The following is a 25,187-nucleotide window of genomic DNA, read 5'->3' on the forward strand; positions in this document are numbered from 1 at the left end:
AATAGTGAATGTTATTTACCTTCTCAATGCGACAAATCGTGCAGGTAATCTTTTGTAAATATCAATCTGACATCAGGGCTTGGCCAGTTCGGGCAGATCACCGCTCAGCCCGAGCGCCTGACGCACGAACAGCGCCTTCGCCTCCGGCAGCGCCTCGACGGCCTTGAGACCGGTATTGCGCAGCCAGCGCAGCGGCAGCGGATCAGCCTGGAACAACCGCTCGAAGCCCTCCATGGCTGCCATCATCGCCAAATTGTGTGGCATGCGCCGACGCTCGAAGCGGCTCAGCACCCGCACATCCGCCGCCCGCTCACCACGGGCAATCGCGGCCTCGAGTACTTCCGCCAGCACCGCGGCATCCAGCAGGCCGAGGTTCACGCCCTGCCCGGCCAGCGGGTGAATGGTGTGTGCGGCGTCGCCAATCAACGCCAGACCCGGCTGCACGTAGCGCTTGGCATGGCGCTGGCGCAACGGGATGCACAGCCGCGGATCGACTGCCAGCACCTCACCCAGGCGTTGCTCGAAGGCACGCTCAAGTGCGGCACAAAAGGCCAGGTCATCCAGTGCCATGAGGCGCCTGGCCTCTGCCTCGGTAATCGACCAGACGATGGAGCACCAGTGCCGATCGCCATCGCGCTCGAGCGGCAGAAAGGCCAACGGGCCGTCATCGGTGAAGCGTTGCCAGGCCGTACGCTGGTGCGCCTCGCTGCAACGCACGCTGGTAACGATGGCTTGATGCAGATAGTCCCACTCGCGGGTTTCGCAGCCAGCCAGGCGGCGAATCGCCGAGTTGGCGCCGTCCGCGGCGATCAGCAGGGGGGTGTGCAACTCGCGACCATCGCCCAGCGTCAGCCGCCAGCCTTCGGCGGTTTGCGTCAGCTGCTCGACGCGCGCGTCGCCGACCAACTGCAACCTGCCACCACGCTGCATCGTTTCCAACAGGGCGTCCTGCACCACGCGGTTCTCGACGATGTGCCCGAGCACCTCGGCGTGCACGGTCTCGGCAGAGAAATGAATCTGGCCGGTACCCGAGCCATCCCACACATGCATGTCGATGTAGGGGCTCGCGCGCCGCGCGGCGATACCCGGCCACGCACCGACCCGCTGCAGGATGCGCTGACTAGCTGCTGACAACGCGCTGACCCGAGGCTCGAAGCCGCCCAGCGGATCGAAGTCGGCGACCTCGAGCGGACTGGCGTCGAGCACGACGATATTCAGTCCGGAGCCTTCGAGCGCCAGTGCCAGCGTGCTGCCGACCATTCCGGCGCCAACGATGATCAGATCCGCTTGCATCACTTCTCTCCTGACTGCCGCGCCCGCGGCTTGAGTCGTATGTAGAGGGTCTTCTGCACCCGTGCCACCAGCGTGCCCTCGCCGTCCCGCACTTCGACATGCATCCTGGGCAAGTACTTGCTGCCGTCGGCGGTGTTCGCGCGGATCTCATCCAGCAACTTGTCGCTGATGGCGAACTCGGCGTAGACCGCACCCCGCCCGGGGCTGACGAATTCTATGTTGGCCGCCTTGTCCCAGACGATGTAGTCGCGCCCGAGATTCTCCATCAGCATCAGCACGAAGAACGGGTCGACCATTGAATACAGCGAGCCGCCGAACTGCGTACCGACATAATTGCGGTTGTACCAGCGCAGCACCATCTTGACCTGAACCAGGCGCATATCCGAACTGATGTGCCGCACCCGAACACCGGCTCCAATGTAAGGCGGGTAGAAATTCATGGCCCAGCGCAGAAACCGCGCCTTGCGCGCCAGCCTGGAAGCGCTCATGCCGAATCCTTCGTTGTCGCGCTCAACCCGCGCGCGTACCCAGGCCCATCGCCTGGCGCGCGAACCAGCGCTTGGCAGCGGGAGTCAAATCCAACCCGAGCAGGCCGAGCGTGCGCCCGGCCGCGACCAGGCGTCCGGAGTCGCCGAACAGTCGGGTCACCTGATCGGAAAAGCCAACGGTGAGCCGCTGATCGAGGCCCTGCCGGCGGGCGTACTCCTGCAGCACCGGCAGATCGCCCAGCGGCGCCTCGCTGCGCAGCAACGCGGCACTCAGCGCATCCACATCCCGCAGCGACAGGTTGTAACCCTGCCCGGCGATCGGGTGCAGGCTGTGCGCAGCATTGCCCAGCACCACCAGCCCCGAGCGCACCTGCTCCTCGGCCTCGATCAGCGTCAGCGGATACAGATGCCGGGCACCGACCTGCTGCAAGGCGCCCAGGCGATAGCCGAAGGCCTCCTGCAGCTCCTCAAGGAAGGCCGCCTCGTGAGCCTGCGCCAAACGCGCGGCGTCGGCCGGAGAACGCGTCCACACCAGCGCGCAGCGGTTGTCCTGCAGCGGCAGCAGCGCCATCGGGCCGTCTTCGGTGAAGCGTTCGAAGGCCAGCCCGCCGTGCGGCTTGCCCGGGGTGATGTTGCCGATCAGAGCGGTCTGGCCATAGGGGCGCCGAGAGACCTGGATGCCGAGCTGCTCGCGCAAGCCGGAGCGACCACCATCGGCCAGCACGGACAGCTCGCACTCCAGCGTCTGACCATCGGTGAAACTCAGGCGATAGCCGGTGGCGCTGGGTTCCAGCCGCTCGACCTCCGCCGGGCAATGGCGGACCACCACCCGATCATCCAGCGCCTGCCACAGGCAGTGGCCGATCCAGGCATTTTCCACCACGTAGCCCAGCGCCTCGACGCCCTCGTCGCGCGCATGCAAACGCGCTGCGCCGAGACGACCGCGCTCGGACACGTGAATATGCAGGATCGGTTCGGCACGCTCGGCGATCCGCTCCCACAGCCCCAGGCGCTGATAGATCATCCGGGTGCCGTAAGACAGTGCGGTGGAGCGCGCGTCATAGCTCGGCTGGTACTCGTGGCCCGGCTCGAACGGCTCGATCAGATGAATCCGCCAGCCGCGCTCACGGGCGCCGTCCTGCAAGGCCAACGCGAGGCTGGCACCGACCAGCCCACCGCCGATGATCGCCAGGCTCTGCATGTCAGGCGACCTGCTCGCGAGCGGCGGCCATCAGCGCCTCGATCTCGGCAACACTTTTTGGCACGCCATCGGTAAGGATCTCACAGCCGGTCTTCGTCACCACTACGTCGTCCTCGATGCGTACGCCGATGCCGCGCCACTTCTTGGCGACGTTCTGGTTGTCCACGGCGATATAGATGCCCGGCTCGACGGTCATTGCCATGCCCGGCTCGAGCACGCGCCACTCGCCGCCGATCTTGTAGTCACCGACGTCATGCACGTCCATGCCCAGCCAGTGGCCGGCGCGATGCATATAGAACGGTTTGTAGGCCTCGCTGGCGATCAGCTGGTCGACCTCACCCTGCAGCAGACCCAGCTCGACCAGGCCGGCGGTGATCACTCGCACCGTGGCCTCGTGCGCCTCGTTCCAGTGCTTGCCGGGTGCGATGTGCTTGAAGGCTTCTTCATTGGCCTTGAGCACCAGTTCGTAAATGGCCTTCTGCTCGGGCGAGAAGCGGCCGTTGACCGGGAAGGTGCGGGTAATGTCGCTGGCGTAGCAGTCGATTTCGCAACCGGCGTCGATCAGCACCAGATCGCCATCCTTGAGCGGCGCGTCGTTCTCGCGGTAATGCAGGATGCAGGCATTGCGACCCGCGGCGACGATGCTGCCGTAGGCCGGCATCTTTGCGCCACCCTTGCGGAACTCGTAGTCCAGTTCGGCTTCCAGGTGGTACTCGAACAGGCCGGCGCGGCTGGCCTGCATGGCGCGGATGTGCGCACGGGCGGAAATCTCCGCAGCATGCTTCATCACCTTCACCTCGTTGCTCGACTTGTACAGACGCATGTCGTGCAGCAGGTGATCGAGGGCGACGAACTCGCTGGGCGGCTGCGCGCCCTGGCGGGCCTTGCCGCGGATGGTCTTGATCCACTCCATCAGCCGGTGATCGAAGGCTTCGTTGGTACCGATGGCGTAGTAGACGCGGTCGCGGCCCTCGATCAGGCCGGGAAGAATGTCGTCGATATCGCCGATGGGAAAGGCATCGTCGGCGCCATATTCGGCAATGGCACCATCCTGCCCGGCACGAAGTCCGTCCCAGAGCTCGCGCTCGGGATCGCGCTCGCGACAGAACAGCACGTATTCACCATGCTCGCGACCGGGGATCAGGGCGATCACCGCCTCCGGCTCGGGGAAACCGGAGAGGTACTGGAAGTCGCTGTCCTGGCGGTAGACATGCTCGACATCACGGTTGCGGATGTACATCGGCGCCGCCGGCAGAATGGCGATGCTGTTGGGTTCCATCAGCTCCATCAGCGCCTTGCGCCGACGGGCGTATTCCGGTTTCGGGATGCGAGTCATGGACAGAGCGGTTTCCTCAATGCAGAGACGGTTTCGCTGCGGCGGGCAGCGGTTTGGCGCACTCGGTGAACAGCAGCAACGGCGCCACGCGCAGGTACTCCATCACTTCCATGTAATCGGTTTCGCCATCCTCGGATTCTTCCAGCGAATCCTGGATCTGTGCGATGGCAGAGAGGTCCTGCAGCACTTCCATGGCTTCGCTGCTCAGCGCACGATCACCAGCGGTCAGGCCGAAACCGGCCAGGAAACCCTGGCACCACTGGCCGAGCGCCACGGCGCGTTCGGCCAGTGGTGCTTCGTCGCTGGGCAGCAACAGGACAATGGCGATGTCGTCGCCGGCGAGCTCGCCCTTGACCATCTCCTGCAGGCCGATCAGGGCCTGGCGCACATTGTCCTGAGGCGCCTCGCCGAGCAGGTCGGAGGCATCGGTCAGCCAGGGCTCGACATCGAAGCCGGCGCCAGCGCAGCTGCGCCCCAGCAACAGGCCGTGCAGCTCGGCTGGCGATACGGTTTGCGGACTGCTCGCCAGAAGTGTGGTGAAAGCGGCGTAGGGGGAGTTCTGAATGGACATGGCGGCTAGGCGCACAGTGGCGCAATGACTAGAATGAAGGCTTCGTATCCTAGCACCGGCGGCCGCGGCAAGACCATCGAAGCCCCTGGGCATCGCCTCGTCTTCACCAGTGCCTCAACAGGAATCCCATGGAAGACGCCGATCTGAAAGCGCTGACCATCAAGCTGGAGCAGCTGATTCAGCGCATCGAACAGCTCAAGGCGCAGAACCATCTGCTACTGGCCAACGAGCGGGCCTGGCGTGAAGAGCGCGCTCATCTGATCGAAAAGAACGAAATGGCACGTTTGAAGGTCGAATCAATGATTTCGCGCCTGAAAGCCCTGGAGCAGGACACATGACCCAGCCGAACACCGTCACCGTGCACATCATGGACAAGGAATACTGCATCGCCTGTCCGCCGGAAGAACGCAGCAACCTGGAAGGCGCGGCCCGCTACCTGGATCGCAAGATGCGCGAGATCCGCAGCAGCGGCAAAGTCATCGGCGCAGACCGCGTCGCGGTGATGGCGGCACTGAATATTACCCACGAGCTGCTGCACAAACATGACCGCCTGGACGCCGAAGCAAACAGCGCGCGCGAGCATGTACGCATGCTGCTCGAGCGGGTCGACAGCGCCCTCGCCACCGATCCAAACCCGTCCGGCAACTGATCAACGGCAAACGCTTTGCGTTATACTGCGCCCAACTCCCTGGCATGTTCGCCAGTCGGCGATGACCCTCTCCCGATAAGCAATACCATGGAGGCTACACGTGGTGCCGGTGTGCATGTCCGCCTGACGGAAAGCCTTAAGGTACTCTGTAGTCGCCACCTTGAACTCTCGGGTTCAAGGGCCTACGCGGGCAGCGGCATGCTGGGGAGCCACTTCCGATGATTGCAGCCGAAGGCCTTTCGCGCCCGGCGCTGCGCCGCAAGTTACGCCACGCCCGGCGCCAACTGACACCCGCCCAGCAGCGCCTCGCCGCTCGCCGGCTCTACCGGCAGCTGGCCCACCATCCGCAGTTTCGGCGCGCTCGGCATATCGCGCTGTACCTGCCCAACGATGGCGAAATCGATCCACGCCTACTGCTGCAAGCGGCTCAGCGTCGCGGCAAGGCGACCTATCTCCCAGTCCTCAACCCCTGGCCGCGCACGCGCATGGTGTTCCAGCGCATCAAGCCCGGCGAGCGGCTGCGGCGCAACCGCTTCGGCATTTTCGAACCGGTGATTCGAAGCTCTCGACAGCGTCGCGTCTGGGCACTCGACCTGCTGTTGATGCCACTGGTGGGTTTCGACGGGAACGGCGGGCGACTGGGAATGGGCGGCGGTTTCTATGATCGCAGTCTGGCGTATCGCGCCATGCGCAAAAAAAGTCACAAACCGACGTTATTGGGACTTGCTCACGAATGCCAGCGAGTCGATCGACTGCCGCTGGAGAGCTGGGATGTAGCGCTTCAGGCTACGGTGACGGACCAGGGCTGGTACGCCGGGTAACGGAGCGCCGCGTCCGTGCGGCACGAGGTCATCGCTGTTGAGCCTGCTGCACCTGGATGACCGGGGCCATGCCGGCCGCGCCATCGTGCTGATCCCACAGACTCTGCGTATAGCCTGTGGTGACTACGCCAAGACCAAAGATAAAGACCAAAATCCACAGAATATCGGGCTTACGTTTCATGTGTGTTCGCCTCCCCCTACCAGGCGAAATGCTTGCTTCGAGTCAGTGTGATTTATCGTTCTAGGACTCGATAGGCCACCTTACAGCCGCGGCATTTTCCGTTAAGCCTCGGCACCGCGCAAATCCGTATTGCAGCCGATTGTCGGAGATTTTGCCATCATGGTCTGATCGAACCGTCTGACAGGAGAGCAAGGTTCATGCCGTACTGGTTAATGAAGTCCGAACCGGACGAGTTTTCAATTCGGGACCTGGAAAAACTTGGCCGCGGACGCTGGGACGGCGTGCGCAACTATCAGGCACGCAATTTCCTGCGGCAGATGCAGGAAGGCGATCAGTTCTTCTTCTATCACTCCAGCTGCGCCGAGCCGGGTATCGCCGGAATCGGCCGGATATCCCGTAGCGCCTACCCCGACCCCACCGCGCTCGACCCTGAAAGCCCCTACCACGATGCGAAGGCTCGTGAAGGCGCCAATCCGTGGAGCGCGGTCGATGTCGAGTTTGTCGAGGCCTTCGCGACACCGCTGAAACTGGCGCGCCTGAAGGCCGAGCCAGCACTGCATGAACTGGCACTGGTGAAGAAAGGCAGCCGACTGTCGGTGATGCCGGTGAGCGACAGCGAGTGGATGGCGATTCTGGCGATGCGCTGACTACTGGATGATCAGGTTGTTGAACAGCAGATCATCGACAAGCGGTTTGCCTTCCTCCTGTTCGAGCACCTCACGCACCTGCTTCAACGCTTCCTGACGCAGCTGTTCCTTCGCTTCAGGACCACTCAGGGTCTCGTCGGTCTGCTGCGAGAAGAGCATGACCAGCTGGTGGCGGATCAGCGGCTCATGATGTTTGACCCGATCTTCGACCTCCTTGCTGGAGATGCGCAACGCGACATCGGCCTTGTAGTACTTGAGTCGCTCGCCGGAGCCATAGTTGCCCACCATCGCAGGCGTCAGCGCGTAATAGAGGGTCTGGGGAGCAGCGGACTCTTCGGCGGACTCATTGGCTTGAACAGCCCCGGCGAATGCCAGGCAGAAAAACATCGATAGTAGGTATCTCACGCTGCGGCTCCAGGAAAGAAACTGCGCCAGCATAACCAGTCGCAGCACAACGCCCAAGTCGTTGCACTATCGCCTGGCACTTATACGTCGCCATTACAGCGAACGATGCTGATTGCCTCGCCACGCAGCGCTCCTAGACTGGATAGTCCTGAGCAGTCGAGCCATCCATCGTCGGGCGGCAAGCGCCCGACCAGTCGAACAAGGAAAAGCGATGAAAGCCGTCCTGTGCAAAAGCTTCGGCCCGCCCGAAAGCCTGGTTGTCGAAGATGCCCCCTCCCCTCAGATCAAGCCGAACGAGGTCCTGCTCGACGTGCATGCCGCCGGGGTGAATTTCCCTGACACGCTGATGATCGAGGGCAAGTACCAGTTCAAGCCGCCGTTCCCGTTCTCGCCAGGCGGCGAGGCGGCCGGCGTGATTGCCGCGGTCGGCGAGAAGGTCAGCCACCTGAAAGTGGGTGACCGGGTCATGGCGTTGACCGGCTGGGGCAGCTTCGCCGAGCAGGTTGCGGTCGCCAGCAGCAACGCACTGCCGATTCCGCCAAGCATGGACTTCGAGACCGCTGCCGCCTTCAGCATGACCTACGGCACCTCGATGCACGCGCTCAAGCAGCGCGCCAATCTGCAACCGGGTGAAACCCTGCTGGTGCTGGGCGCCTCCGGTGGCGTCGGCCTGGCTGCCGTCGAGATCGGCAAGGCCATGGGCGCCCGGGTGATCGCCGCAGCCTCGACCGCCGAGAAGCTGGAGGTGGCGAAGAATGCCGGCGCCGACGAGCTGATCAACTACAGCGAAGTGAGCCTGAAGGAGCGCCTGAAGGAACTGACCGGCGGCCAGGGCGTGGATGTGATCTATGACCCGGTGGGCGGCAAGCTGTTCGAGGAAGCCTTCCGCAGCATCGCCTGGAACGGTCGCATGCTGGTGATCGGCTTTGCCGCCGGCGGCGATATTCCGGCGTTGCCGGCCAACCTGCCGCTGCTCAAGGGTGCAGCACTGATCGGCGTGTTCTGGGGCGCCTTCGCCCAACGTCAGCCGCAGGACAACGCCGCTAATTTCCGCCAGCTGTTCGCCTGGCACGCCGAAGGCAAGCTCAAGCCGCTGGTGTCGCAACGTTTTCCACTGGAGCAGACTGGCCAAGCGATCGCCACGCTGGGTCAGCGCAAAGCGGTCGGCAAGCTGGTGGTGCAGGTGCGCTGAGGCGCAGAGGGGAATGCAGGAAGCGTCAGACGCTTCCTGCATGATCCGCATGGATCAGTGGGCAGTGCTGGGGGCCTCACCGGCACCCTGCATGCGCGCCATTTCCTGGGCGTAGAGCGCGTCGAAGTTCACCGGAGCCAGCATCAGCGCCGGGAACGAACCGCGGGTCACCAGGCTGTCCAGCGCCTCACGGGCATACGGGAAGAGGATGTTCGGGCAGAACGCACCGAGCGTGTGGCTCATGGCTGCCGCTTCCAGGCCCTTGATCAGGAAGATTCCGGCCTGCTGCACTTCGGCGATGAAGGCCACTTCTTCGCCGGTCTTCACCGTCACCGAAAGGGTCAGCACGACTTCATGGAAGTCACCCTCGAGCGCCTTCTGCTTGGTGTTCAGATCCAGCGCGACACTCGGATTCCATTCCTGACGGAAAATCTCCGGGCTCTTCGGCGCCTCGAAGGACAGGTCGCGGACGTAGATGCGCTGCAGGGAGAACTGCGCGCCCTGTTCGTTCTGCGACGCTGCGCCGCCGTTGTTAGCTTGTTCGGTCATTTCTGCAACCTTCTATCCAGTTGTGCGTGTCGTTTGAATTGTTCGCGCACCCGCGTGTCGGCCTCAGGCCTGCAGCAACGGGTCGAGACGTCCGCCGCGCTCCAGCGCATGCAGCTCGTCGCAGCCGCCGACGTGTTTATCGCCGATCCATATCTGCGGTACCGAGGTACGCCCGGCCTTGCTGGCCATCTCGGCGCGCAGAGAGGGATTGCCATCCACGGGAATTTCCTCGTAGGTGACACCCTTGCGATCGAGCAGCGCCTTGGCGCGGATGCAGAACGGGCACCAGGCGGTGGTATAGATGACGACCTTGGGCATGATTACTTGACCACTGGCAGATTGTCGCCGCGCCAGCTGGAAATCCCTCCCGACAGCTTGGCGGCAGTGAAGCCTGCCTTCAGCAGCTCACGGCAGGCCGTTCCGGCGTGCTGACCCATGGCATCGACCACGATGATGGTCTTGGCCTTGTGCTTTTCCAGCTCGCCTGTGCGGCTGACCAGCTTGTCGTAGGGAATGTTCAATGCATCGACGATATGGCCGGCATCGAACTCCTTCTTGACGCGCACGTCCAACACGACGCCCTCGCCACTGTTGACCAGCGCCGTCAGTTCACGATTGCTCAGGCTCTTGCCACCCTTGCGTGTCTCGGAGATGAACAGAAGGATCAACAGCGCCACGAACAGGCTGCTGAGTACATAGTGGTTAGAGACAAATTCAATCAGGTTAGCGAGCATCAACGGGTACCCGGGCGATAAAATGCGGGCCAGTATACACAGCCCCTCCTACCGGCTGAACCCTGACGACTCGTGACCTCGCCACGGCCAGCCAGTAGACTGGCCGCCCTTTTCCGCCCCGTGCAAGGAGCCCGAAAGCATGCCTGTCGCCCCTACCGCCGCGCCCAAACCCCTGGTACTGATCATTCTCGATGGCTTCGGGCACAGCGACAGCCCCGAGTTCAACGCCATCCATGCCGCGCGCAAGCCGGTCTATGACCGTCTGCTGGCCAGCCAACCGCATGGACTGATCTCCGGCAGCGGCATGGATGTGGGCCTGCCGGACGGGCAGATGGGCAATTCCGAGGTCGGCCACATGAACCTGGGCGCAGGCCGGGTGGTGTATCAGGACTTCACCCGGGTGACCAAGGCGATCCGCGACGGCGAGTTCTTCGCCAACCCGACCATCTGCGCCGCCGTCGACAAGGCCGCAGGGGCCGGCAAGGCGGTGCACATCCTCGGCCTGCTTTCCGACGGTGGCGTGCACAGTCATCAGGACCATCTGGTGGCCATGGCGGAACTGGCAGCCCAACGCGGCGCCGAGAAGATCTACCTGCATGCCTTCCTCGACGGCCGCGACACCCCGCCGAAGAGCGCGCAAAGCTCCATCGAGCTGCTCCAGGCCACCTTCACCCGCCTGGGCAAGGGCCGTATCGCCAGCCTGATCGGCCGTTACTTCGCCATGGATCGCGACAACCGCTGGGACCGCGTGCAGCAGGCCTACGAGCTGATCGTCGAGGGCAAGGCCGAATACCGCTCCGACTACGCAGTGGACGGCCTGATCGCGGCCTACGAGCGCGGTGAAAGCGACGAGTTCGTCAAGGCCACCAGCATTGGCGAGCCGGTGCGCGTCGAGGACGGTGACGCCGTGGTGTTCATGAACTTCCGCGCCGACCGCGCCCGCGAGCTGACCCGCTGCTTCGTCGAGCCCGGTTTCAGCGAGTTCCCGCGGGCCCGCGTGCCGCAGCTGGCCGGCTTCGTCATGCTCACCCAGTACGCCGCGAGCATCCCCGCACCCGCCGCCTTCGCTCCGGAAGCGCTGACCAACGTGCTCGGCGAATACCTGGCCAACAATGGCAAGACCCAGCTGCGCATCGCCGAAACCGAGAAGTACGCCCACGTCACCTTCTTCTTCTCCGGCGGCCGCGAAGAGCCCTTCCCGGGCGAGGAACGAATTCTGATCCCATCGCCTCAGGTCGCCACTTACGATCTGAAACCCGAGATGAGCGCCCCCGAGGTCACCGACCGCATCGTCGATGCCATCGAGAACCAGCGCTACGACGTCATCATCGTCAACTACGCCAACGGCGACATGGTCGGCCATACCGGCGTGTTCGAAGCGGCGGTCAAGGCGGTGGAATGCCTGGACAGCTGCGTCGGGCGCATCGTCGAGGCGCTGGACAAGGTCGGCGGCGAAGCGCTGCTGACCGCCGACCACGGCAATGTCGAACAGATGGAAGACGCCATGACCGGCCAGGCGCACACCGCGCACACCTGTGAGCCGGTGCCCTTCATCTATATCGGCAAGCGCAACGTCTCGATCCGCGAAGGCGGCGTGCTGGCCGACGTCGCGCCGACCATGCTGACTCTGCTGGGCATGCCGGTACCGCAGGAAATGACCGGCCGCTCGATCGTCGAACTCAACTGACGGGCGTTAGCGGGATGCGGGGGCGCCAGCCTTCGCTTCCCGCGACGGGCCTCAAGCTTCCCGTCCGCTTTTTAGGCATACTACGCCGGTCATGACCCTCGGTTGACAGCCTTCCATGCCTCGTACATTCCTCGCCCTCGCCTTTCTCTGCCTGCTCGGCCCGGCCGTGGCGGACGAGCGCGCCGCCGCAAGGCAGCAGATCGAAGCCGCCCGCCAGGACATTGCCGAGCTGCAGAAGCTGCTCAAGCAGATCGAGCAGGAGAAGTCCGGCGTCCAGAAACAGCTGCAGACCACCGAAAGCGAGATGGGCCGGCTGGAGAAGCAGGTCGATAGCCTGCAGCAGGAGATCGACCGCAGCGAGGCCGAGCTGGAGCGCCTGAACGAGGAGAAGACCACCCTCGAAGGCGCTCGCCTGGAGCAGCAGCGGCTGATCGGCCTGCAGGCCCGCGCCGCCTACCAGAACGGCCGCCAGGAATATCTCAAGCTGTTGCTCAACCAGCAGAACCCGGAAAAATTCAGCCGCACCCTCACTTATTACGACTATCTGAACAAGGCCCGTCTCGAGCAGCTCGACAGCTTCAACGAGACACTGCGCCAGCTGACCAACGTCGAGGCCGACATCGAAGCCCAGCAGAACCTGCTCGCCGAAAAGAAGGACGGCTTGCTGGAGCGGCGCAATCAGCTCGCCGAGGTGCGCAAGGAGCGTCAGCAGACCCTGGCCAAGCTCAACAGCGACCTGTCCACCCGTGAACGCAAGCTGCAGGCGCGTCGGCAGGAACAGGCGCAGTTCGAGCGGGTGCTCAAGACTATCGAAGAAACCCTCGCACGACAGGCTCGCGAAGCCGAAGAGGCCCGCCAGCGCGAACTGCTGGCCGAGCGCCAGCGACAGCAGCAACGCCAGGCCGGCAGCGCAGCGCCAAGCGGTCCGATGGTTTCCAGCGCCGGCAGCAGTTTCGGCGGGCCATTCGCCCAGGCGAAGGGCAAGTTGCCGTGGCCGGTCGACGGACGTCTCGTCGCCCGCTACGGCACTCCGCGCGGCGGCGACGCTCGAACCAAATGGGACGGCGTACTGATCGGCGCCAGTGCAGGCACACAGGTTCGTGCCGTGCATGGCGGTCGGGTGGTCTTCGCTGACTGGTTGCGTGGCGCCGGCCTGCTAGTGATTCTCGACCATGGCAACGGCTACCTGAGCTTGTACGGGCACAACCAGAGCCTGCTGCGCGACGCCGGCGAGATCGTCAAGGCCGGCGACCCGATCGCCACCGTTGGCACCAGCGGCGGCCAGGAAACCGCCGCACTGTATTTCGCCATTCGTCAGCAGGGCCGCCCCAGCGATCCTGCCCAATGGTGCCGCACGCAAGGCTAGTCGAGGGTGATTCGGCCCTACCGAGCCGCCCCATTTGCCTAGCGTGCCCTCTCATTACTGGAGTTCGACATGTTGCACCTGCGCCGTTTCGCCCGCCCCTCCACGCTCGCCCTGGCCATCCTGCTGGGCATGCAAGGCGGTGCCTGGGCCCAGCAGCCTCCGGCGGAAGCGGCTGCGGTACCGAGCTCCAAGGCGCCGCTGCCGCTGGATGAACTGCGCACCTTCGCCGAAGTGCTGGACCGCATCAAGGCCGCCTATGTCGAGCCGGTAGATGACAAGACGCTGCTGGAGAATGCCATCAAGGGCATGCTCAGCAACCTCGATCCGCACTCGGCCTATCTCGAGCCCGACGCCTTCGCCGAACTGCAGGAAAGTACCAGCGGCGAATTCGGTGGCCTGGGCATCGAGGTCGGCATGGAAGACGGCTTCATCAAAGTGGTCTCGCCGATCGACGATACCCCGGCCTCCAAGGCCGGCATCGAAGCAGGTGATTTGATCGTCAAGATCGATGGCCAGCCGACCAAGGGGCTGTCGATGATGGACGCCATCGCCAAGATGCGCGGCAAGCCCGGCAGCACCATCAGCCTGACGCTGGTACGTGAGGGCGGTCAGCCGTTCGACGTCAAGCTGACCCGTGCGGTGATCAAGGTGCGCAGCGTCAAGAGCCAGATGCTGGAGCCCGGCTACGGTTACCTGCGCATCACCCAGTTCCAGGTCAATTCCGGCGAGGAAGTCGGCAAGGCCCTGGCCCGGCTGAAGAAGGACAACGGCGGTAAGAAGCTCAACGGCCTGGTGCTCGACTTGCGCAACAACCCGGGTGGCGTGCTGCAGGCGGCGGTGGAGATTTCCGACCACTTCCTCACCAAGGGCCTGATCGTCTACACCAAGGGCCGCATCGCCAATTCTGAGCTGCGCTTCAACGCCGATGCAGGCGATGCCAGCGAAGGGGTACCGCTGGTTGTACTGATCAATGGCGGCAGTGCTTCGGCCTCGGAAATCGTTGCCGGCGCCCTGCAGGACCACAAGCGTGGCGTGGTGATGGGCACCGACAGCTTTGGCAAGGGTTCGGTGCAGACCGTGCTGCCGCTGAACAACGACCGCGCGCTGAAACTGACCACAGCGCTGTACTACACCCCCAACGGCCGCTCGATCCAAGCCCAGGGCATCGAGCCCGACATCAAGGTCGAACGCGCCAAGCTGACCCGTGAACAGGCTGCCGAAGGCCTTCGCGAGGCCGATCTCGCCGGGCATCTGGGTAATGGCAATGGCGGGCCGGACCGCCCCACCAGCACGCAGATCGCCAGCGATTCGCCGCGCCCGCAGGATGACGACTACCAGCTCGGCCAGGCGCTGAATCTGCTCAAGGGATTGAATCTCACCCGCGGGCAATGAGCATGCCCGCCTGGGCAGCGGGCCTGGCACTGGTACTGGCAGTATTCAGCCAGGCCGTGCTCGGCCGCGACGTCGTACACGAACATGAGCCCCGACCCAGGCTGACCCTGGTCATCGACGACCTCGGCCAGAACCCCGCGCGCGATCGCCGTGTGCTGGAGCTGCCGGGGCCGGTCGCACTGGCGATCCTGCCGGACACCCGCCACGCTGCGGCATTGGCCGAACAGGCCCATAGCGCCGGCAAGACCGTCATGCTGCATATGCCGATGGCGCCTGCCCAGGGCCGTTTCGCCTGGCACCCTCGTCTGCCCCACGACGAGCTGGCGCGCCGCCTCGACGCAGCCCTTGAAGCGGTGCCGCATGCCAGCGGGCTGAACAACCACATGGGCAGCGCCATGACCGATCAGACACAGGCCATGACCTGGCTCATGGGCGAACTGCAGCGCCGCCACCTGTTCTTTCTCGACAGCCGTACCAGCCCGCGCACCGTGGCCGCCGCCAGCGCCCAACGCACGGCACTGGCCAGCCTGTCGCGGGACATCTTTCTCGATGACGATCCCTCACCGTCCGCGGTAGCCGAACGCTTTCACGCCGCTGTGGCACTGGCCCGCAAGCAAGGTTCGGTCGTCATCATCGGTCATCCCCACGAGAGCACGCTGGCCGTGCTCGAACGCGAACTGCCACGCCTGGCCGCACAGGGCATCGACTGGGTAGACGTCGGCCAGATGATTGCCACGCGCAGCAATCGGGCGATGGCCGCCCACGGCCGTGGCGGCATCTATCGCTGAGCATCAGAGATAGCGCTGGAGCATCCTGTCCACCGTGCCATCGGCGCGCATTGCGTCCAGCGCCCGCTGCAGGCGCTCGACCACCTCGTCCGGTGTCGCCCGGTTGAGCGCCAGGAACAATCGCGCCTCATTGAAACGCAGCACCGGCTTCAGACCGGTGACGCCTTCCTGCTTGGCCAGATAGGGGCCGACCGGATCGGCGGTGGCCCAGACGTCGATCTGCCCCTTGAGCAGCTTGCCGATGTTTTCCTGGTCGCGCAGCGAATTGATCGGTGCCAGGCCCTTGCCCTCCAAGTGCTGGCTGACCGCGTCGTTCTTGTAGGCACCAATGCGCAAGTCGCGTGCCTGCTCCAGCCCGGTCAGGCGCAGAGGACTGTCGGCGGGCGCCAGCAGCACCCAGCTGATGCTCGCCAGCGGCCCGACCCATTTGAATTGCGGCTCGCGCTCGGCGGTGAAGGTGGTGGAGAACAACCCCTGATCCGGCTGTTGCAGAACCTGCTTGTAGATGCGATCCCAGGGAAAGCGCAGGGTCAGCTCGTAGCGGATGTCCGCGCGGTGGAACATCTCGCGCACGATGTCGGCGTTGATGCCGTGAATGCGCGCGTCGGACGCGTAGTTCTTGCCGTCCTCGGCCATGTTGAATGGTGGAAAATTTTCGGTCAGCAGCACGACTCGGTAATCGTCAGGCAGCGCCGCGTGCGCGTGAGCACAGAGCAGCAGCAAGACGACGGCAATGATTCGCTTGAACATCGATCGCTCCCTTTTCTCGATTCTCTGGCCCACCCCTCCGCGAGCCAGAGCCGGGGTCGATCCAAAGCAAGATGCGAACCAGCGAAGCGCCAGGGCGCCAGGGCTAAGCGCCTGCTGGAGCGGGGAAGCGTGCATGCGCCAGGACGGCGCGAGGAAGCGGATTGGCGCACCCTGCCGGCGCACCGCCATCATCGAGAAAGTCGGCGCAGGAGATGCGCCGACCAGGGAAACTTAGAGGTAACGCGCGTTGATCTCGTCGATCACACCTTCGCTGCGCATCTGGTCGAGCGCCTTCTGCAGTCTCTGCACTGTCTCGTCGGCGACCTGCTTGTTCAGCGCCAGGTAGAGTTCGGCACTGTCGAAGCGCAGCACGCGCTTGAGCCCGGTCACGCCTTCCTGGCGCGCCAGGTAGCGGCCGGCGGGATCGCCGGTGGCCCACAGGTCGATCTTGCCGTCGATCAGCTTCTTCACGTTTTCCTGATCGCGCAGGGCGAGCTGCGGCTGCAGTCCCTGACCGTCCAGGTGTTCGGCGATGGCGTCACCCTTGTAGGCGCCGATGTTGTACTGGCGCGCCTGATCCAGGCTGGTCAGATTGATCGGGCTGTCGCCACGGGCCAGCAGCACCCAGTCGTCCGGACCGATGGGTCCGACCCACTTGAACAGCTCCTCACGCTCGGGCAGCCGCGCGGTGACGAAAACGCCATAGTTAGGCTGCTCCAGCGCCATGCCGTAGATGCGCTCCCAGGGAAAACGCAGCGTCAGGGTGTAGTCGACACCGGCGCGCTTGAACATCTCGCGCACGATGTCCGCAGCGATGCCGCTGATGTTTTCATCGCGGGCGAAGTTCTTGCCGTCGGCCGCCATGTTGTAGGGCGGAAAGTTCTCCGTCAGCAGGTCGATCTTCGCCGGTTCCTGGGCATGGGCCAGCGAGGCGCCGAGCAGCAGCGCACTGGCAATGGAGGCGATGGTCTTGAGCATGAGAAAAATCTCCTGATTGTTCGCCCACGACTGCGGCGGGCGTGTCCTTGTCTCGGGCATTAAGCCTTATTCAGCTGCACGTCGGGATCAACGCATCACGATGCCGCGGGCGGCCAGGTAGGCCTTGGCTTCCGGAACGGTGTATTCGCCGAAGTGGAAGATGCTCGCGGCCAGCACCGCATCGGCCTTGCCTTCGAGGATGCCATCGGCCAGGTGCTGCAGGTTGCCGACGCCCCCCGACGCGATCACCGGGATGCACAGCGCTTCGCTGATGGCGCGGGTGACGCCCAGGTCGTAGCCGCTCTTCACGCCGTCCTGGTCCATGCTGGTCAGCAGGATCTCGCCGGCACCGAGGTCTTCCATCTTCTTCGCCCACACCACCGCATCCAGCCCGGTGGGCTTGCGCCCGCCATGGGTGAAGATTTCCCAGCGACCCGGCTCGCCCGGCGCGGAGACCTTCTTGGCGTCGATGGCGACCACGATGCACTGCGAGCCGAAGCGATCCGCAGCCTCGCCGACGAAGTCCGGGTTGAACACCGCAGCGGTGTTGATCGAGACCTTGTCGGCGCCCGCATTGAGCAGGTTGCGGATGTCCTGCACGCTGCGCACGCCGCCGCCCACGGTCAGCGGGATGAATACCTGGCTGGCCATGCGCTCGACGGTGTGCAGGGTGGTATCGCGGTTGTCGACGCTGGCGGTGATGTCGAGAAAGGTGATCTCGTCGGCGCCCTGCTCGTCGTAGCGGCGGGCAATTTCCACCGGGTCGCCGGCGTCGCGGATGTTCTCGAACTGGACGCCCTTGACCACGCGGCCGTTGTCCACGTCGAGGCAGGGAATGATGCGTTTGGCCAGGGCCATGGTCGATCTCTCTCGTTGGGTGGACAACCGCGCAGCGTTATCCGGGTCACCGAATGCACGGTGGACAAGCGAAGCGTTGTCCACCCTACGGCTTACTCGTCCTTCTGTGTGTAGGGTGGATCGCGCTTCACCGATCCACCGCAGTTCAGCGAATCACTCGTCCTTGTCTTTCAGGTCGCAGAGCGCCTGCGCCTCGGCGACGTCGAGCGTGCCTTCGTAGATCGCCCGGCCCGTGATGGCGCCGATGATGCCGGGGGTGTTGGTGTCGAGCAGCTTCTGGATGTCGCCGATGTTGTGGATGCCACCGGAGGCGATCACCGGGATACGGCTGGCGTTGGCCAGGGCCACGGTGGCTTCGACGTTGCAGCCCTGCATCATGCCGTCCTTGGCGATGTCGGTGTAGACGATCGCCGAGACGCCATCGGCCTCGAAACGGCGGGCCAGATCGACTGCCTGCACGCCACTGACTTCCGCCCAGCCATCGGTGGCGACGAAGCCGTCCTTGGCGTCCAGACCGACAATCACCTTGCCCGGGAAGGCGCGGCAGGCCTCGCTGACGAACTCCGGTTCCTTGACCGCCTTGGTGCCGATGATCACGTAGCTGACACCGGCGCGCACGTAGTGCTCGATGGTTTCCAGAGTGCGAATTCCGCCACCGATCTGGATCGGCAGGTCCGGGTAGCGCCTGGCGATGGCGGTAACCACCTCGCCGTTGACCGGCTGGCCTTCGAAGGCGCCGTTGAGGTCGACCAGATGCAGGCGGCGGCAGCCGGCCTGGACCCACTTGGCAGCCATGGCCACCGGGTCGTCGGAGAACACCGTGGCGTCATCCATCAGGCCCTGGCGCAGACGTACGCAGGCGCCGTCCTTGAGATCGATAGCGGGAATAATCAGCATGGCTTGAACCTGTTCAAATCAAGTGTCGGTTAAGGGTCAGCTCTTCTCGAGCGCCCACAAGTCGCTTTCGATGCTCTCGAACCGCTCCTTCAGGTGGCTCTGCACGTCGAAGATCGCCTTGTTGTAATACAGCGGCGCGATTTCCCGGGCGAACAGATCGAGCACTTCCTGCGCCTCGAACGAGCCCAGCTCGAGTTCGAAACGCTCTTCCAGAAAGCGCTTGATGACCTGTTGCGCCGCCTGCTCCTGAGCGGCATCCAGCGTCAGGACCGGCGGCTTGAGCTTGGCCCGGCTCATTTACCAGCGGCCATCCCAGGCGGCGAAGTTCTGCAGCAACTGCAGCCCGTGGGTGTGGCTCTTCTCCGGGTGGAATTGCACAGCGAAGCGCGAGCCATCAGCCAGCGCCGCGGCGAAGTCCTTGCCGTAATGGCCGCGACCTACCACCTGGCGCGGATTGCCGGCCTCGATGTAGTAGCTGTGCACGAAATAGAAGCGCCCATTGTCCGGAATCGCGTGCCAGAGCGGGTGGTCGACCGCCTGCTTGACCTCGTTCCAGCCCATGTGCGGCACCTTCAGGTGCTCGCCGTCCTCGTGCAGATCCTTGCCGAAGAAGCGCACCTGACCGGGAAACAGGCCGATGCAGTCGACGCCGTCGTTCTCCTCGCTGCGCTCCATGAGGGCCTGCATGCCGACGCAGATACCGAGGAACGGGCGATCCTGGCTGACTTCGCGAACCAATTCATCGAAGCCCAGCCGGCGGATCTCGGCCATGCAGTCGCGAATCGCGCCGACACCGGGAAACACCACGCGGTCGGCCTCACGAATGACCTGCGCATCGCTGGTCACCAGCACCCTGCCGGCGCCGACGTGCTCGAGGGCCTTGGCCACCGAGTGCAGGTTGCCCATGCCGTAGTCGATGACGGCGACAGTCTGCATCACAGGCACCCTTTGGTGGACGGCATCTGCCCGGCCATGCGCGGATCGAGTTCGACAGCCATGCGCAGTGCACGACCGAAGGCCTTGAACACGGTTTCGATCTGGTGGTGGGTGTTGGTGCCGCGCAGGTTGTCGATGTGCAGGGTGACCAGGGCGTGATTGACGAAGCCCTGGAAGAATTCCTGGAACAGGTCGACGTCGAACTTGCCGACCACCGCGCGGGTGTAGGGCACGTTCATGGTCAGACCGGGACGCCCGGAGAAGTCGATCACCACGCGCGACAGCGCCTCGTCCAGCGGCACGTAGGAATGCCCGTAGCGGGTCATGCCCTTCTTGTCGCCGATCGCCTTGGCAAAGGCCTGGCCGAGGGTAATGCCGACGTCCTCGACGGTGTGGTGGTCGTCGATGTGCAGGTCGCCGTTGCACTCGATATCCAGGTCGATCAGCCCGTGACGGGCGATCTGGTCGAGCATGTGCTCGAGGAAGGGCACGCCGATGGCGAAGCGCGCCTTGCCGGTGCCATCCAGATTGATGGTGACCTTGACCTGGGTTTCCAGGGTGTTGCGCTCTACGTAAGCCGTACGTTCGGACATCAACAGCTCCGCTGATCGTGGGCGAAAAGGGGCACATTATAGGCGCAAACGCCGCAGCACGGATACGCGCCGGGCTTACTGGACTGCATCTTGCAGGAACCTGCGCGTCAACCCGCGGAGATGCCGCCCATGCACGGACGGAAAATGCCTGCGACCTTGCGCTTCATGCTGGCGTCCCGGCGCAGCGAACTGCTCGGCCTGGAAGATCTAGCGCGCACCTGCAAACTGGTCACCCGCATCAGCCAGCTGGTACACGCACTGCAGAAGGAGCGCGGCTACTCTAACATCTACCTCAGCGGCAACGCCGCCCATCAGCGCCAGCAGCTGGACGTGCTCAGCCTGGAAGCCGAGGCGCTGGAACGCGACGTGCGCCTGGATCTGGATCGCATCGATCTGGACGCCGTCAGCAGTGCCGACAAGACCCGCCTGTTCACCCGCATCGCCTATGCCCTGCACAGCCTCGACGAGTTGCCCGCATTACGCCGGCGCATCCGCGAGCACGCCATCGGCATGCAGGACGCCACGGCGACACTGGTGCGGCTGATCGGCGGGCTGCTGGCGGTGGTGTTCGAAGCGGCCGACACCGCCGGCGACCCGGACATCACGCGCTGCCTGGTGGCACTGTTCAATTTCATGCAAGGCAAGGAACTGGCCGGCCAGGAGCGCGCGCTAGGTGTGGTCGGCTTCGCCAGCGGCTATTTCCGTGCGGACATGCTGGAGCGCCTGGAGCACCTGCTCGAAGGCCAGGAGCGCTGCTTCGCCACCTTCAGCCGCTTCGCCAGCCCGGCGGCGCAAACGCTATGGCAAGCGCTGTGCGCCAGCGAGACGAACATCAACGCCTGCCGCCTGCGTGACATCGCCCGCCGTACCAGCCCCGGCGCGGCGGTCGAACCGCAGCTGTGCGAGCTCTGGTTCGAGCTGCACACGCAACGCATCGATGCGATGAAGCAGGTCGAGACGCGCCTGGAGCAGGATCTGTTGCAACAGTGCCGATACAGCATCGAGCGAATTCGCAAGGACCTGCAGAGCCATCGCAAGCTGCTCGACGGCATCGCCGACATGCACGCCGCCGCCGAGCAGGCCAAGCTGTTCAGTGTGCAGGCCAGCGATCTCGACGCGCCGCCGCCGGACGGCATGACCGCGATGGTGGCGCGCTCGACCCTGGAGCTGCTGCTGACCCAGAGCGTACGCCTGCAGGGCCTCAATGAAGAATTGCGCGAGGCGCGTCAGGCGCTGGACGAGCGCAAACAGGTGGAGCGGGCCAAGCAGCAGCTCATGCGCCAGCAGGGCTTCTCCGAAGGCGAGGCCTATAGCTGGCTGCGTCAGGCGGCAATGAATCAGGGCCTGCGCCTGGAGGAGGTCGCCCAGCGCCTGCTGTCACTGGCACAGCCGGCGGCCGAGCGCGCCCCGGCGCGCACCCTGGGCCAGCGTTCCAGGCACTGAAAACAGGCACGCCGCGCCATCGGACCAGCCTCCCTGCCCCTCGAATGTGCATGCGCAGCCAGCCCCGCAGAATCGCCACGCACAACTCATCTCGAGCGCACCAATCACCGAGCTGGTCGCGGCCTGTCTGTGGCGCCGGCGCAAGTGCTTGATTTGATGGAAGCCATCGGGTGATTCGATGCCGCGCCCGGACCCGCCCGGTGCCGCCCGAGCAGTTCTGGCACAGCTTTCGCAAAGACCAGGCAAGGCCGGATCTTTCGGCTTTCACAACTCCTCATCAGGACAACGGTGTCCACGCTCTCCGGCTTCAGCCGGGTGGTGTGGCGCCGTTTTTTTTCGCCCAAAGGAAAACGGACCATGACCGACAAGCCGAACAACGACCAGCCCAGCAGCGTAACGCTGGCCTCGCGCCGCAGCTTTCTCAAGCATTCGATCATCGCCGCCAGCGGCGTCGCCCTGTTCGGCGGCATGTCCCTGGGCATGCGTTCGGCCGCCTGGGCCGCGGGCGGTGACGTGGAAACCACCAAGGCCAAGCTCGGCTTCATCGCCCTGACCGACGCCGCGCCGTTGTTCGTCGCCGCCGAGAAGGGCTTCTTCGCCAAGTACGGGATGACCGAGGTCGAGGTGCTCAAGCAGTCGTCATGGGGCACCACCCGCGACAACCTGGTACTCGGCTCGGCGAAGAACGGCATCGACGGCGCGCACATCCTCACACCGATGCCCTACCTGATCAGCGCCGGCATCGTCACGCCGAACAACCAGCCGGTGCCCATGTCGATCCTGGCGCGACTGAACCTGTCCGGCCAGTGCATCTCGGTCGGCGAGGAGTATCGCGACCTGAAGATCGGCCTCGACAGCACGCCATTCAAGGCCGCGCTGGAGGCGAAGAAGGCCAGCGGCAAGAAGGTCAGTGCGGCGATGACCTTCCCCGGCGGCACCCATGACCTGTGGATGCGCTACTGGCTGGCGGCCGGCGGCATCGACCCGAACGCCGACATCAACACCATCGTCGTGCCGCCGGCACAGATGGTCGCCAACATGAAGGTCGGCAGCATGGACACCTTCTGCGTCTGCGAGCCGTGGAACGCGCAGCTGATCAACCAGAAGATCGGCTACACCGCCAACACCACCGGCGAGCTGTGGCACAACCACCCGGAAAAGGCCTTCGCCCTGCGCAGCGACTACGTGGCGGCCAACCCCAACGCGGCCAAGGCGCTGACCATGGCGATCATGGAAGCCCAGCAGTTCTGCGAGAAGCCGGAGAACAAGGAGGAAGTGGCGAAGATCTGCTCGCAGCGCAAGTGGATCGGCGCACCCTACAAGGACATCGTCGACCGCATGAAGGGCAGCTTCGCCTACGGCACCGGCAAAGTGATCGAGAACCATCCCGAGCAGATGCGCTACTGGGACGACCACGCCTCCTACCCGTTCCAGAGCCACGACCTCTGGTTCCTCACCGAGAACAAGCGCTGGGGCTACCTGCCGGCCGACTTCGACAGCCAGGCGCTGATCGCCAAGGTCAACCGCGAAGACATCTGGCGCGCCGCCGCCGGCGAGCTGAACCTGCCCGCCGAACTGATCCCGACCTCCACCTCCCGCGGCGTGGAGAAGTTCTTCGACGGCAAGCTGTTCGACCCGGAGAACCCGCAAGCCTACCTGGACAGCCTGACCATCAAGGCCATGGCCTGATAACCGCAACCCGCGAGGAAAAGCCCATGAATGCCAACGTCAAACTGCAGCCCGCCAGCGCCGAGCCGGTGTCCATCGTCCGCCCATCGCGGCTCGCCACACTGGCTCGGCGTAGCGGCCGCTACGCACTGCAGCAGCTGGTACCGCCGCTGGTGATCCTGCTGCTGCTCGGCGTGATCTGGGAGATGCTCTGCTCCGGCGCCGATGCCGCGCTGCCGCCGCCGTCGCAGGTGATCGCCGAGACCTGGGAGCTGATCGTCGATCCGTTCTACGACAACGGCGGCAATGACGTGGGCCTGGCCTGGCAACTGCTGGCCAGCCTCGAACGGGTGGCGGTCGGCTATCTGCTGGCGGTGGTCGCCGGCGTCGGCCTCGGCGTGCTGATCGGCCAGTCGGACTGGGCCATGCGCGGCCTCGATCCGATCTTCCAGGTGCTGCGCACCGTCCCACCACTGGCCTGGCTGCCGCTGTCGCTGGCGGGCTTCCAGGACAGCCATCCCTCGGCGCTGTTCGTCATCTTCATCACCGCGATCTGGCCGATCATCATCAATACCGCGGTAGGCATCCGCAACATCCCGCAGGACTACCGCAACGTCGCCCAGGTGCTGCAGCTCAACGGCTTCGAGTACTTCAAGACCATCATGCTGCCGGCTGCCGCGCCGTACATCTTCACCGGCCTGCGCATCGGCGTCGGGCTGTCGTGGCTGGCGATCATCGCTGCGGAGATGCTCATCGGCGGCGTCGGCATCGGCTTCTTCATCTGGGATGCGTGGAACGCCTCGCGCATCAGCGACATCATCCTCGCGCTCGTCTACATCGGCGTGGTCGGCTTCGTGCTCGATCGCCTGGTGGCCTTCGTCGGCCAGCGCATCACCCGCGGCATTCCGGCCAACTGAGGAGCAACGCCATGAGCTATCTCTCCATCGAACACCTGGACAAGAGTTTCGTGCGCGGCAACCTCGCCTCGCAGGTGCTCAAGGACATCAACCTGAACATCGCCAAGGGCGAGTTCATCTCCATCATCGGCCACTCCGGCTGCGGCAAGTCGACAGTGCTGAACATCGTCGCCGGGCTGCTCGACCCCAGCCTCGGCGGCGTGATTCTCGACGGCAAGGAAGTCCGCGGTCCCGGCCCGGACCGCAGTATGGTGTTCCAGAACCACTCGCTGCTGCCCTGGCTGACCGTCTACGAGAACGTCGAAGTGGCGGTGAACAAGCTGTTCAAGCGCAGCATGGGCAAGCGCGAACGGCGCGACTGGATCGAGCACAACCTGGCGCTGGTGAACATGGGCCACGCGCTGAACAAATATCCGCAGGAAATTTCCGGCGGCATGAAACAGCGCGTCGGCATCGCCCGCGCGCTGGCGATGAAGCCCAAGGTGCTGCTGCTCGACGAACCGTTCGGCGCGCTGGATGCGCTGACCCGCGCGCATCTGCAGGACGAGGTGATGAAGATCCAGAAGGACCTGGGCAACACCATGATGATGATCACCCACGACGTTGACGAAGCCGTGCTGCTCTCCGACCGCATCGTGATGATGACCAACGGCCCCTCGGCGACCATCGGCGAGATTCTCGAAGTGAAACTGCCGCGCCCGCGCGACCGCATCGCCCTGGCCGACGACCCCGAGTACAACCACTACCGCCGCGCGGTGCTGAGCTTTCTCCACGAGCGCCATCGCTTGCACTGAGCGCATGTGCCCACCGCCGGCGTCTCGTGCGCTGGCGGCGGTTCGGCGTATGC

30 protein-coding genes and 1 other RNA gene are annotated in these 25,187 nt (G+C 64.4%); 14 read left to right on the top strand and 17 right to left on the bottom strand.

The features are described 5' to 3' along the window. Positions 1-72: 72 nt before the first annotated feature. Genes OUY36_RS21005 through OUY36_RS21025 form a run of 5 tightly spaced genes read right to left on the bottom strand, consistent with a single transcriptional unit; the run spans position 73 to position 4,889 of the window. Positions 73-1,293, bottom strand: a complete 1,221-nt coding sequence (locus tag OUY36_RS21005) for a 2-octaprenyl-3-methyl-6-methoxy-1,4-benzoquinol hydroxylase (RefSeq protein WP_267935882.1) — start codon at positions 1,291-1,293, stop codon at positions 73-75. Continuing rightward, complete coding sequence (locus tag OUY36_RS21010; RefSeq protein ID WP_267935884.1) at positions 1,293-1,781, bottom strand: DUF4442 domain-containing protein; 489 nt, start codon at positions 1,779-1,781, stop codon at positions 1,293-1,295. Before OUY36_RS21010 ends, OUY36_RS21005 begins: the two co-directional genes overlap by 1 nt. Positions 1,782-1,803: 22 nt before the next feature. Beyond that, positions 1,804-2,982, bottom strand: coding sequence for a 2-octaprenyl-6-methoxyphenyl hydroxylase (gene ubiH, locus OUY36_RS21015; RefSeq protein ID WP_267935886.1), 1,179 nt, complete (start codon positions 2,980-2,982; stop codon positions 1,804-1,806). Position 2,983: 1 nt separating this feature from the next. After that, positions 2,984-4,318, bottom strand: coding sequence for a Xaa-Pro aminopeptidase (gene pepP / locus OUY36_RS21020; protein WP_110778751.1), 1,335 nt, complete (start codon positions 4,316-4,318; stop codon positions 2,984-2,986). A 16-nt stretch (positions 4,319-4,334) separates the two neighbouring features. Next, complete coding sequence (locus OUY36_RS21025) at positions 4,335-4,889, bottom strand: YecA/YgfB family protein (RefSeq protein WP_200597212.1); 555 nt, start codon at positions 4,887-4,889, stop codon at positions 4,335-4,337. A gap of 128 nt (positions 4,890-5,017) precedes the next feature. Between OUY36_RS21025 and OUY36_RS21030 the strand changes: the two genes are divergently transcribed. The 4 genes from OUY36_RS21030 to OUY36_RS21045 all read left to right on the top strand — a co-directional run bounded on the left by OUY36_RS21030 (position 5,018) and on the right by OUY36_RS21045 (position 6,359). Then, the gene (locus OUY36_RS21030) at positions 5,018-5,227 is read left to right on the top strand and encodes a TIGR02449 family protein (protein ID WP_063541102.1); all 210 of its coding nucleotides are present in this window, start codon (positions 5,018-5,020) and stop codon (positions 5,225-5,227) included. Continuing rightward, a complete protein-coding gene (locus OUY36_RS21035; protein WP_003303305.1) occupies positions 5,224-5,538 on the top strand; it encodes a cell division protein ZapA in 315 nt (104 codons plus the stop codon). The genes OUY36_RS21030 and OUY36_RS21035 overlap by 4 nt, the downstream gene beginning before the upstream one ends. A gap of 33 nt (positions 5,539-5,571) precedes the next feature. Next, positions 5,572-5,750, top strand: a non-coding RNA gene (gene ssrS / locus OUY36_RS21040) — 6S RNA. Positions 5,751-5,756: 6 nt separating this feature from the next. Next, positions 5,757-6,359: a 5-formyltetrahydrofolate cyclo-ligase gene (locus OUY36_RS21045; RefSeq protein ID WP_156244937.1), complete on the top strand. Its 603-nt coding sequence runs from the start codon at positions 5,757-5,759 to the stop codon at positions 6,357-6,359. 28 nt (positions 6,360-6,387) lie between these two features. Here the strand turns inward: OUY36_RS21045 and OUY36_RS21050 are convergent, their stop codons facing one another. Then, a complete protein-coding gene (locus tag OUY36_RS21050) occupies positions 6,388-6,540 on the bottom strand; it encodes a hypothetical protein (RefSeq protein WP_014818647.1) in 153 nt (50 codons plus the stop codon). 197 nt (positions 6,541-6,737) lie between these two features. On the opposite strand from OUY36_RS21050, the gene OUY36_RS21055 reads away from it, so the two are divergent. Next, positions 6,738-7,187, top strand: a complete 450-nt coding sequence (locus tag OUY36_RS21055; protein WP_156244936.1) for an EVE domain-containing protein — start codon at positions 6,738-6,740, stop codon at positions 7,185-7,187. Here the strand turns inward: OUY36_RS21055 and OUY36_RS21060 are convergent, their stop codons facing one another. Next, entirely contained in the window at positions 7,188-7,574 is a 387-nt protein-coding gene (locus OUY36_RS21060; RefSeq protein ID WP_231600326.1) for a flagellar basal body-associated protein FliL, read from the bottom strand. A gap of 229 nt (positions 7,575-7,803) precedes the next feature. On the opposite strand from OUY36_RS21060, the gene OUY36_RS21065 reads away from it, so the two are divergent. Continuing rightward, positions 7,804-8,784 (top strand): NADPH:quinone oxidoreductase family protein, encoded by a 981-nt coding sequence (locus tag OUY36_RS21065; RefSeq protein WP_267935892.1) that lies wholly within the window; start codon positions 7,804-7,806, stop codon positions 8,782-8,784. A gap of 54 nt (positions 8,785-8,838) precedes the next feature. Here the strand turns inward: OUY36_RS21065 and secB are convergent, their stop codons facing one another. The 3 genes from secB to OUY36_RS21080 form a co-directional block, all read right to left on the bottom strand. Beyond that, a complete protein-coding gene (gene secB / locus OUY36_RS21070) occupies positions 8,839-9,333 on the bottom strand; it encodes a protein-export chaperone SecB (RefSeq protein ID WP_003303313.1) in 495 nt (164 codons plus the stop codon). A gap of 63 nt (positions 9,334-9,396) precedes the next feature. Continuing rightward, on the bottom strand, positions 9,397-9,651 hold the full coding sequence (grxC, locus tag OUY36_RS21075; protein ID WP_102838986.1) for a glutaredoxin 3: 255 nt from the start codon (positions 9,649-9,651) through the stop codon (positions 9,397-9,399). Between the two features lie 2 nt (positions 9,652-9,653). Next, positions 9,654-10,067: a rhodanese-like domain-containing protein gene (locus OUY36_RS21080; RefSeq protein ID WP_156244934.1), complete on the bottom strand. Its 414-nt coding sequence runs from the start codon at positions 10,065-10,067 to the stop codon at positions 9,654-9,656. A gap of 139 nt (positions 10,068-10,206) precedes the next feature. On the opposite strand from OUY36_RS21080, the gene gpmI reads away from it, so the two are divergent. The 4 genes from gpmI (at position 10,207) to OUY36_RS21100 (ending at position 15,300) form a co-directional block, all read left to right on the top strand. Beyond that, positions 10,207-11,754 (top strand): 2,3-bisphosphoglycerate-independent phosphoglycerate mutase, encoded by a 1,548-nt coding sequence (gene gpmI, locus OUY36_RS21085; protein ID WP_102838988.1) that lies wholly within the window; start codon positions 10,207-10,209, stop codon positions 11,752-11,754. A gap of 115 nt (positions 11,755-11,869) precedes the next feature. After that, positions 11,870-13,120, top strand: coding sequence for a murein hydrolase activator EnvC family protein (locus tag OUY36_RS21090; protein ID WP_267935899.1), 1,251 nt, complete (start codon positions 11,870-11,872; stop codon positions 13,118-13,120). Positions 13,121-13,189: 69 nt separating this feature from the next. Continuing rightward, on the top strand, positions 13,190-14,512 hold the full coding sequence (locus OUY36_RS21095; RefSeq protein ID WP_200630270.1) for a S41 family peptidase: 1,323 nt from the start codon (positions 13,190-13,192) through the stop codon (positions 14,510-14,512). Further along, positions 14,509-15,300 carry a divergent polysaccharide deacetylase family protein gene (locus OUY36_RS21100; RefSeq protein WP_156244931.1) on the top strand — a complete coding sequence of 264 codons (792 nt, stop codon included), beginning with the start codon at positions 14,509-14,511 and terminating at the stop codon, positions 15,298-15,300. The genes OUY36_RS21095 and OUY36_RS21100 overlap by 4 nt, the downstream gene beginning before the upstream one ends. A gap of 3 nt (positions 15,301-15,303) precedes the next feature. Here OUY36_RS21100 and OUY36_RS21105 read toward each other — a convergent pair whose 3' ends face one another. The 7 genes from OUY36_RS21105 to hisB all read right to left on the bottom strand — a co-directional run bounded on the left by OUY36_RS21105 (position 15,304) and on the right by hisB (position 20,312). Then, complete coding sequence (locus OUY36_RS21105) at positions 15,304-16,050, bottom strand: substrate-binding periplasmic protein (RefSeq protein WP_156244930.1); 747 nt, start codon at positions 16,048-16,050, stop codon at positions 15,304-15,306. 231 nt (positions 16,051-16,281) lie between these two features. Then, positions 16,282-17,028 (bottom strand): substrate-binding periplasmic protein, encoded by a 747-nt coding sequence (locus OUY36_RS21110; RefSeq protein ID WP_267935904.1) that lies wholly within the window; start codon positions 17,026-17,028, stop codon positions 16,282-16,284. An 87-nt stretch (positions 17,029-17,115) separates the two neighbouring features. Next, on the bottom strand, positions 17,116-17,886 hold the full coding sequence (gene hisF / locus OUY36_RS21115; RefSeq protein WP_267935906.1) for an imidazole glycerol phosphate synthase subunit HisF: 771 nt from the start codon (positions 17,884-17,886) through the stop codon (positions 17,116-17,118). 153 nt (positions 17,887-18,039) lie between these two features. Next, on the bottom strand, positions 18,040-18,783 hold the full coding sequence (gene hisA / locus OUY36_RS21120; RefSeq protein WP_200630267.1) for a 1-(5-phosphoribosyl)-5-[(5-phosphoribosylamino)methylideneamino]imidazole-4-carboxamide isomerase: 744 nt from the start codon (positions 18,781-18,783) through the stop codon (positions 18,040-18,042). 36 nt (positions 18,784-18,819) lie between these two features. Then, on the bottom strand, positions 18,820-19,080 hold the full coding sequence (locus OUY36_RS21125; protein ID WP_014818632.1) for a DUF2164 domain-containing protein: 261 nt from the start codon (positions 19,078-19,080) through the stop codon (positions 18,820-18,822). Further along, entirely contained in the window at positions 19,081-19,719 is a 639-nt protein-coding gene (gene hisH, locus OUY36_RS21130) for an imidazole glycerol phosphate synthase subunit HisH (protein ID WP_161611737.1), read from the bottom strand. Then, complete coding sequence (gene hisB, locus OUY36_RS21135) at positions 19,719-20,312, bottom strand: imidazoleglycerol-phosphate dehydratase HisB (RefSeq protein ID WP_063541086.1); 594 nt, start codon at positions 20,310-20,312, stop codon at positions 19,719-19,721. The genes hisH and hisB overlap by 1 nt, the downstream gene beginning before the upstream one ends. Before the next feature lie 144 nt (positions 20,313-20,456). Between hisB and OUY36_RS21140 the strand changes: the two genes are divergently transcribed. The 4 genes from OUY36_RS21140 (at position 20,457) to OUY36_RS21155 (ending at position 25,134) form a co-directional block, all read left to right on the top strand. Beyond that, complete coding sequence (locus tag OUY36_RS21140; RefSeq protein ID WP_267935910.1) at positions 20,457-21,755, top strand: nitrate regulatory protein; 1,299 nt, start codon at positions 20,457-20,459, stop codon at positions 21,753-21,755. A 357-nt stretch (positions 21,756-22,112) separates the two neighbouring features. Next, entirely contained in the window at positions 22,113-23,444 is a 1,332-nt protein-coding gene (locus OUY36_RS21145) for a CmpA/NrtA family ABC transporter substrate-binding protein (protein WP_267935912.1), read from the top strand. A 26-nt stretch (positions 23,445-23,470) separates the two neighbouring features. Beyond that, positions 23,471-24,340: a nitrate ABC transporter permease gene (gene ntrB / locus OUY36_RS21150; RefSeq protein WP_110778734.1), complete on the top strand. Its 870-nt coding sequence runs from the start codon at positions 23,471-23,473 to the stop codon at positions 24,338-24,340. Between the two features lie 11 nt (positions 24,341-24,351). After that, entirely contained in the window at positions 24,352-25,134 is a 783-nt protein-coding gene (locus OUY36_RS21155) for an ABC transporter ATP-binding protein (protein ID WP_102838997.1), read from the top strand. Positions 25,135-25,187: the final 53 nt, after the last annotated feature.

This window comes from Stutzerimonas sp. R40042 (assembly GCF_026642215.1).
In the GTDB taxonomy this organism is placed as follows: domain Bacteria; phylum Pseudomonadota; class Gammaproteobacteria; order Pseudomonadales; family Pseudomonadaceae; genus Stutzerimonas; species Stutzerimonas frequens.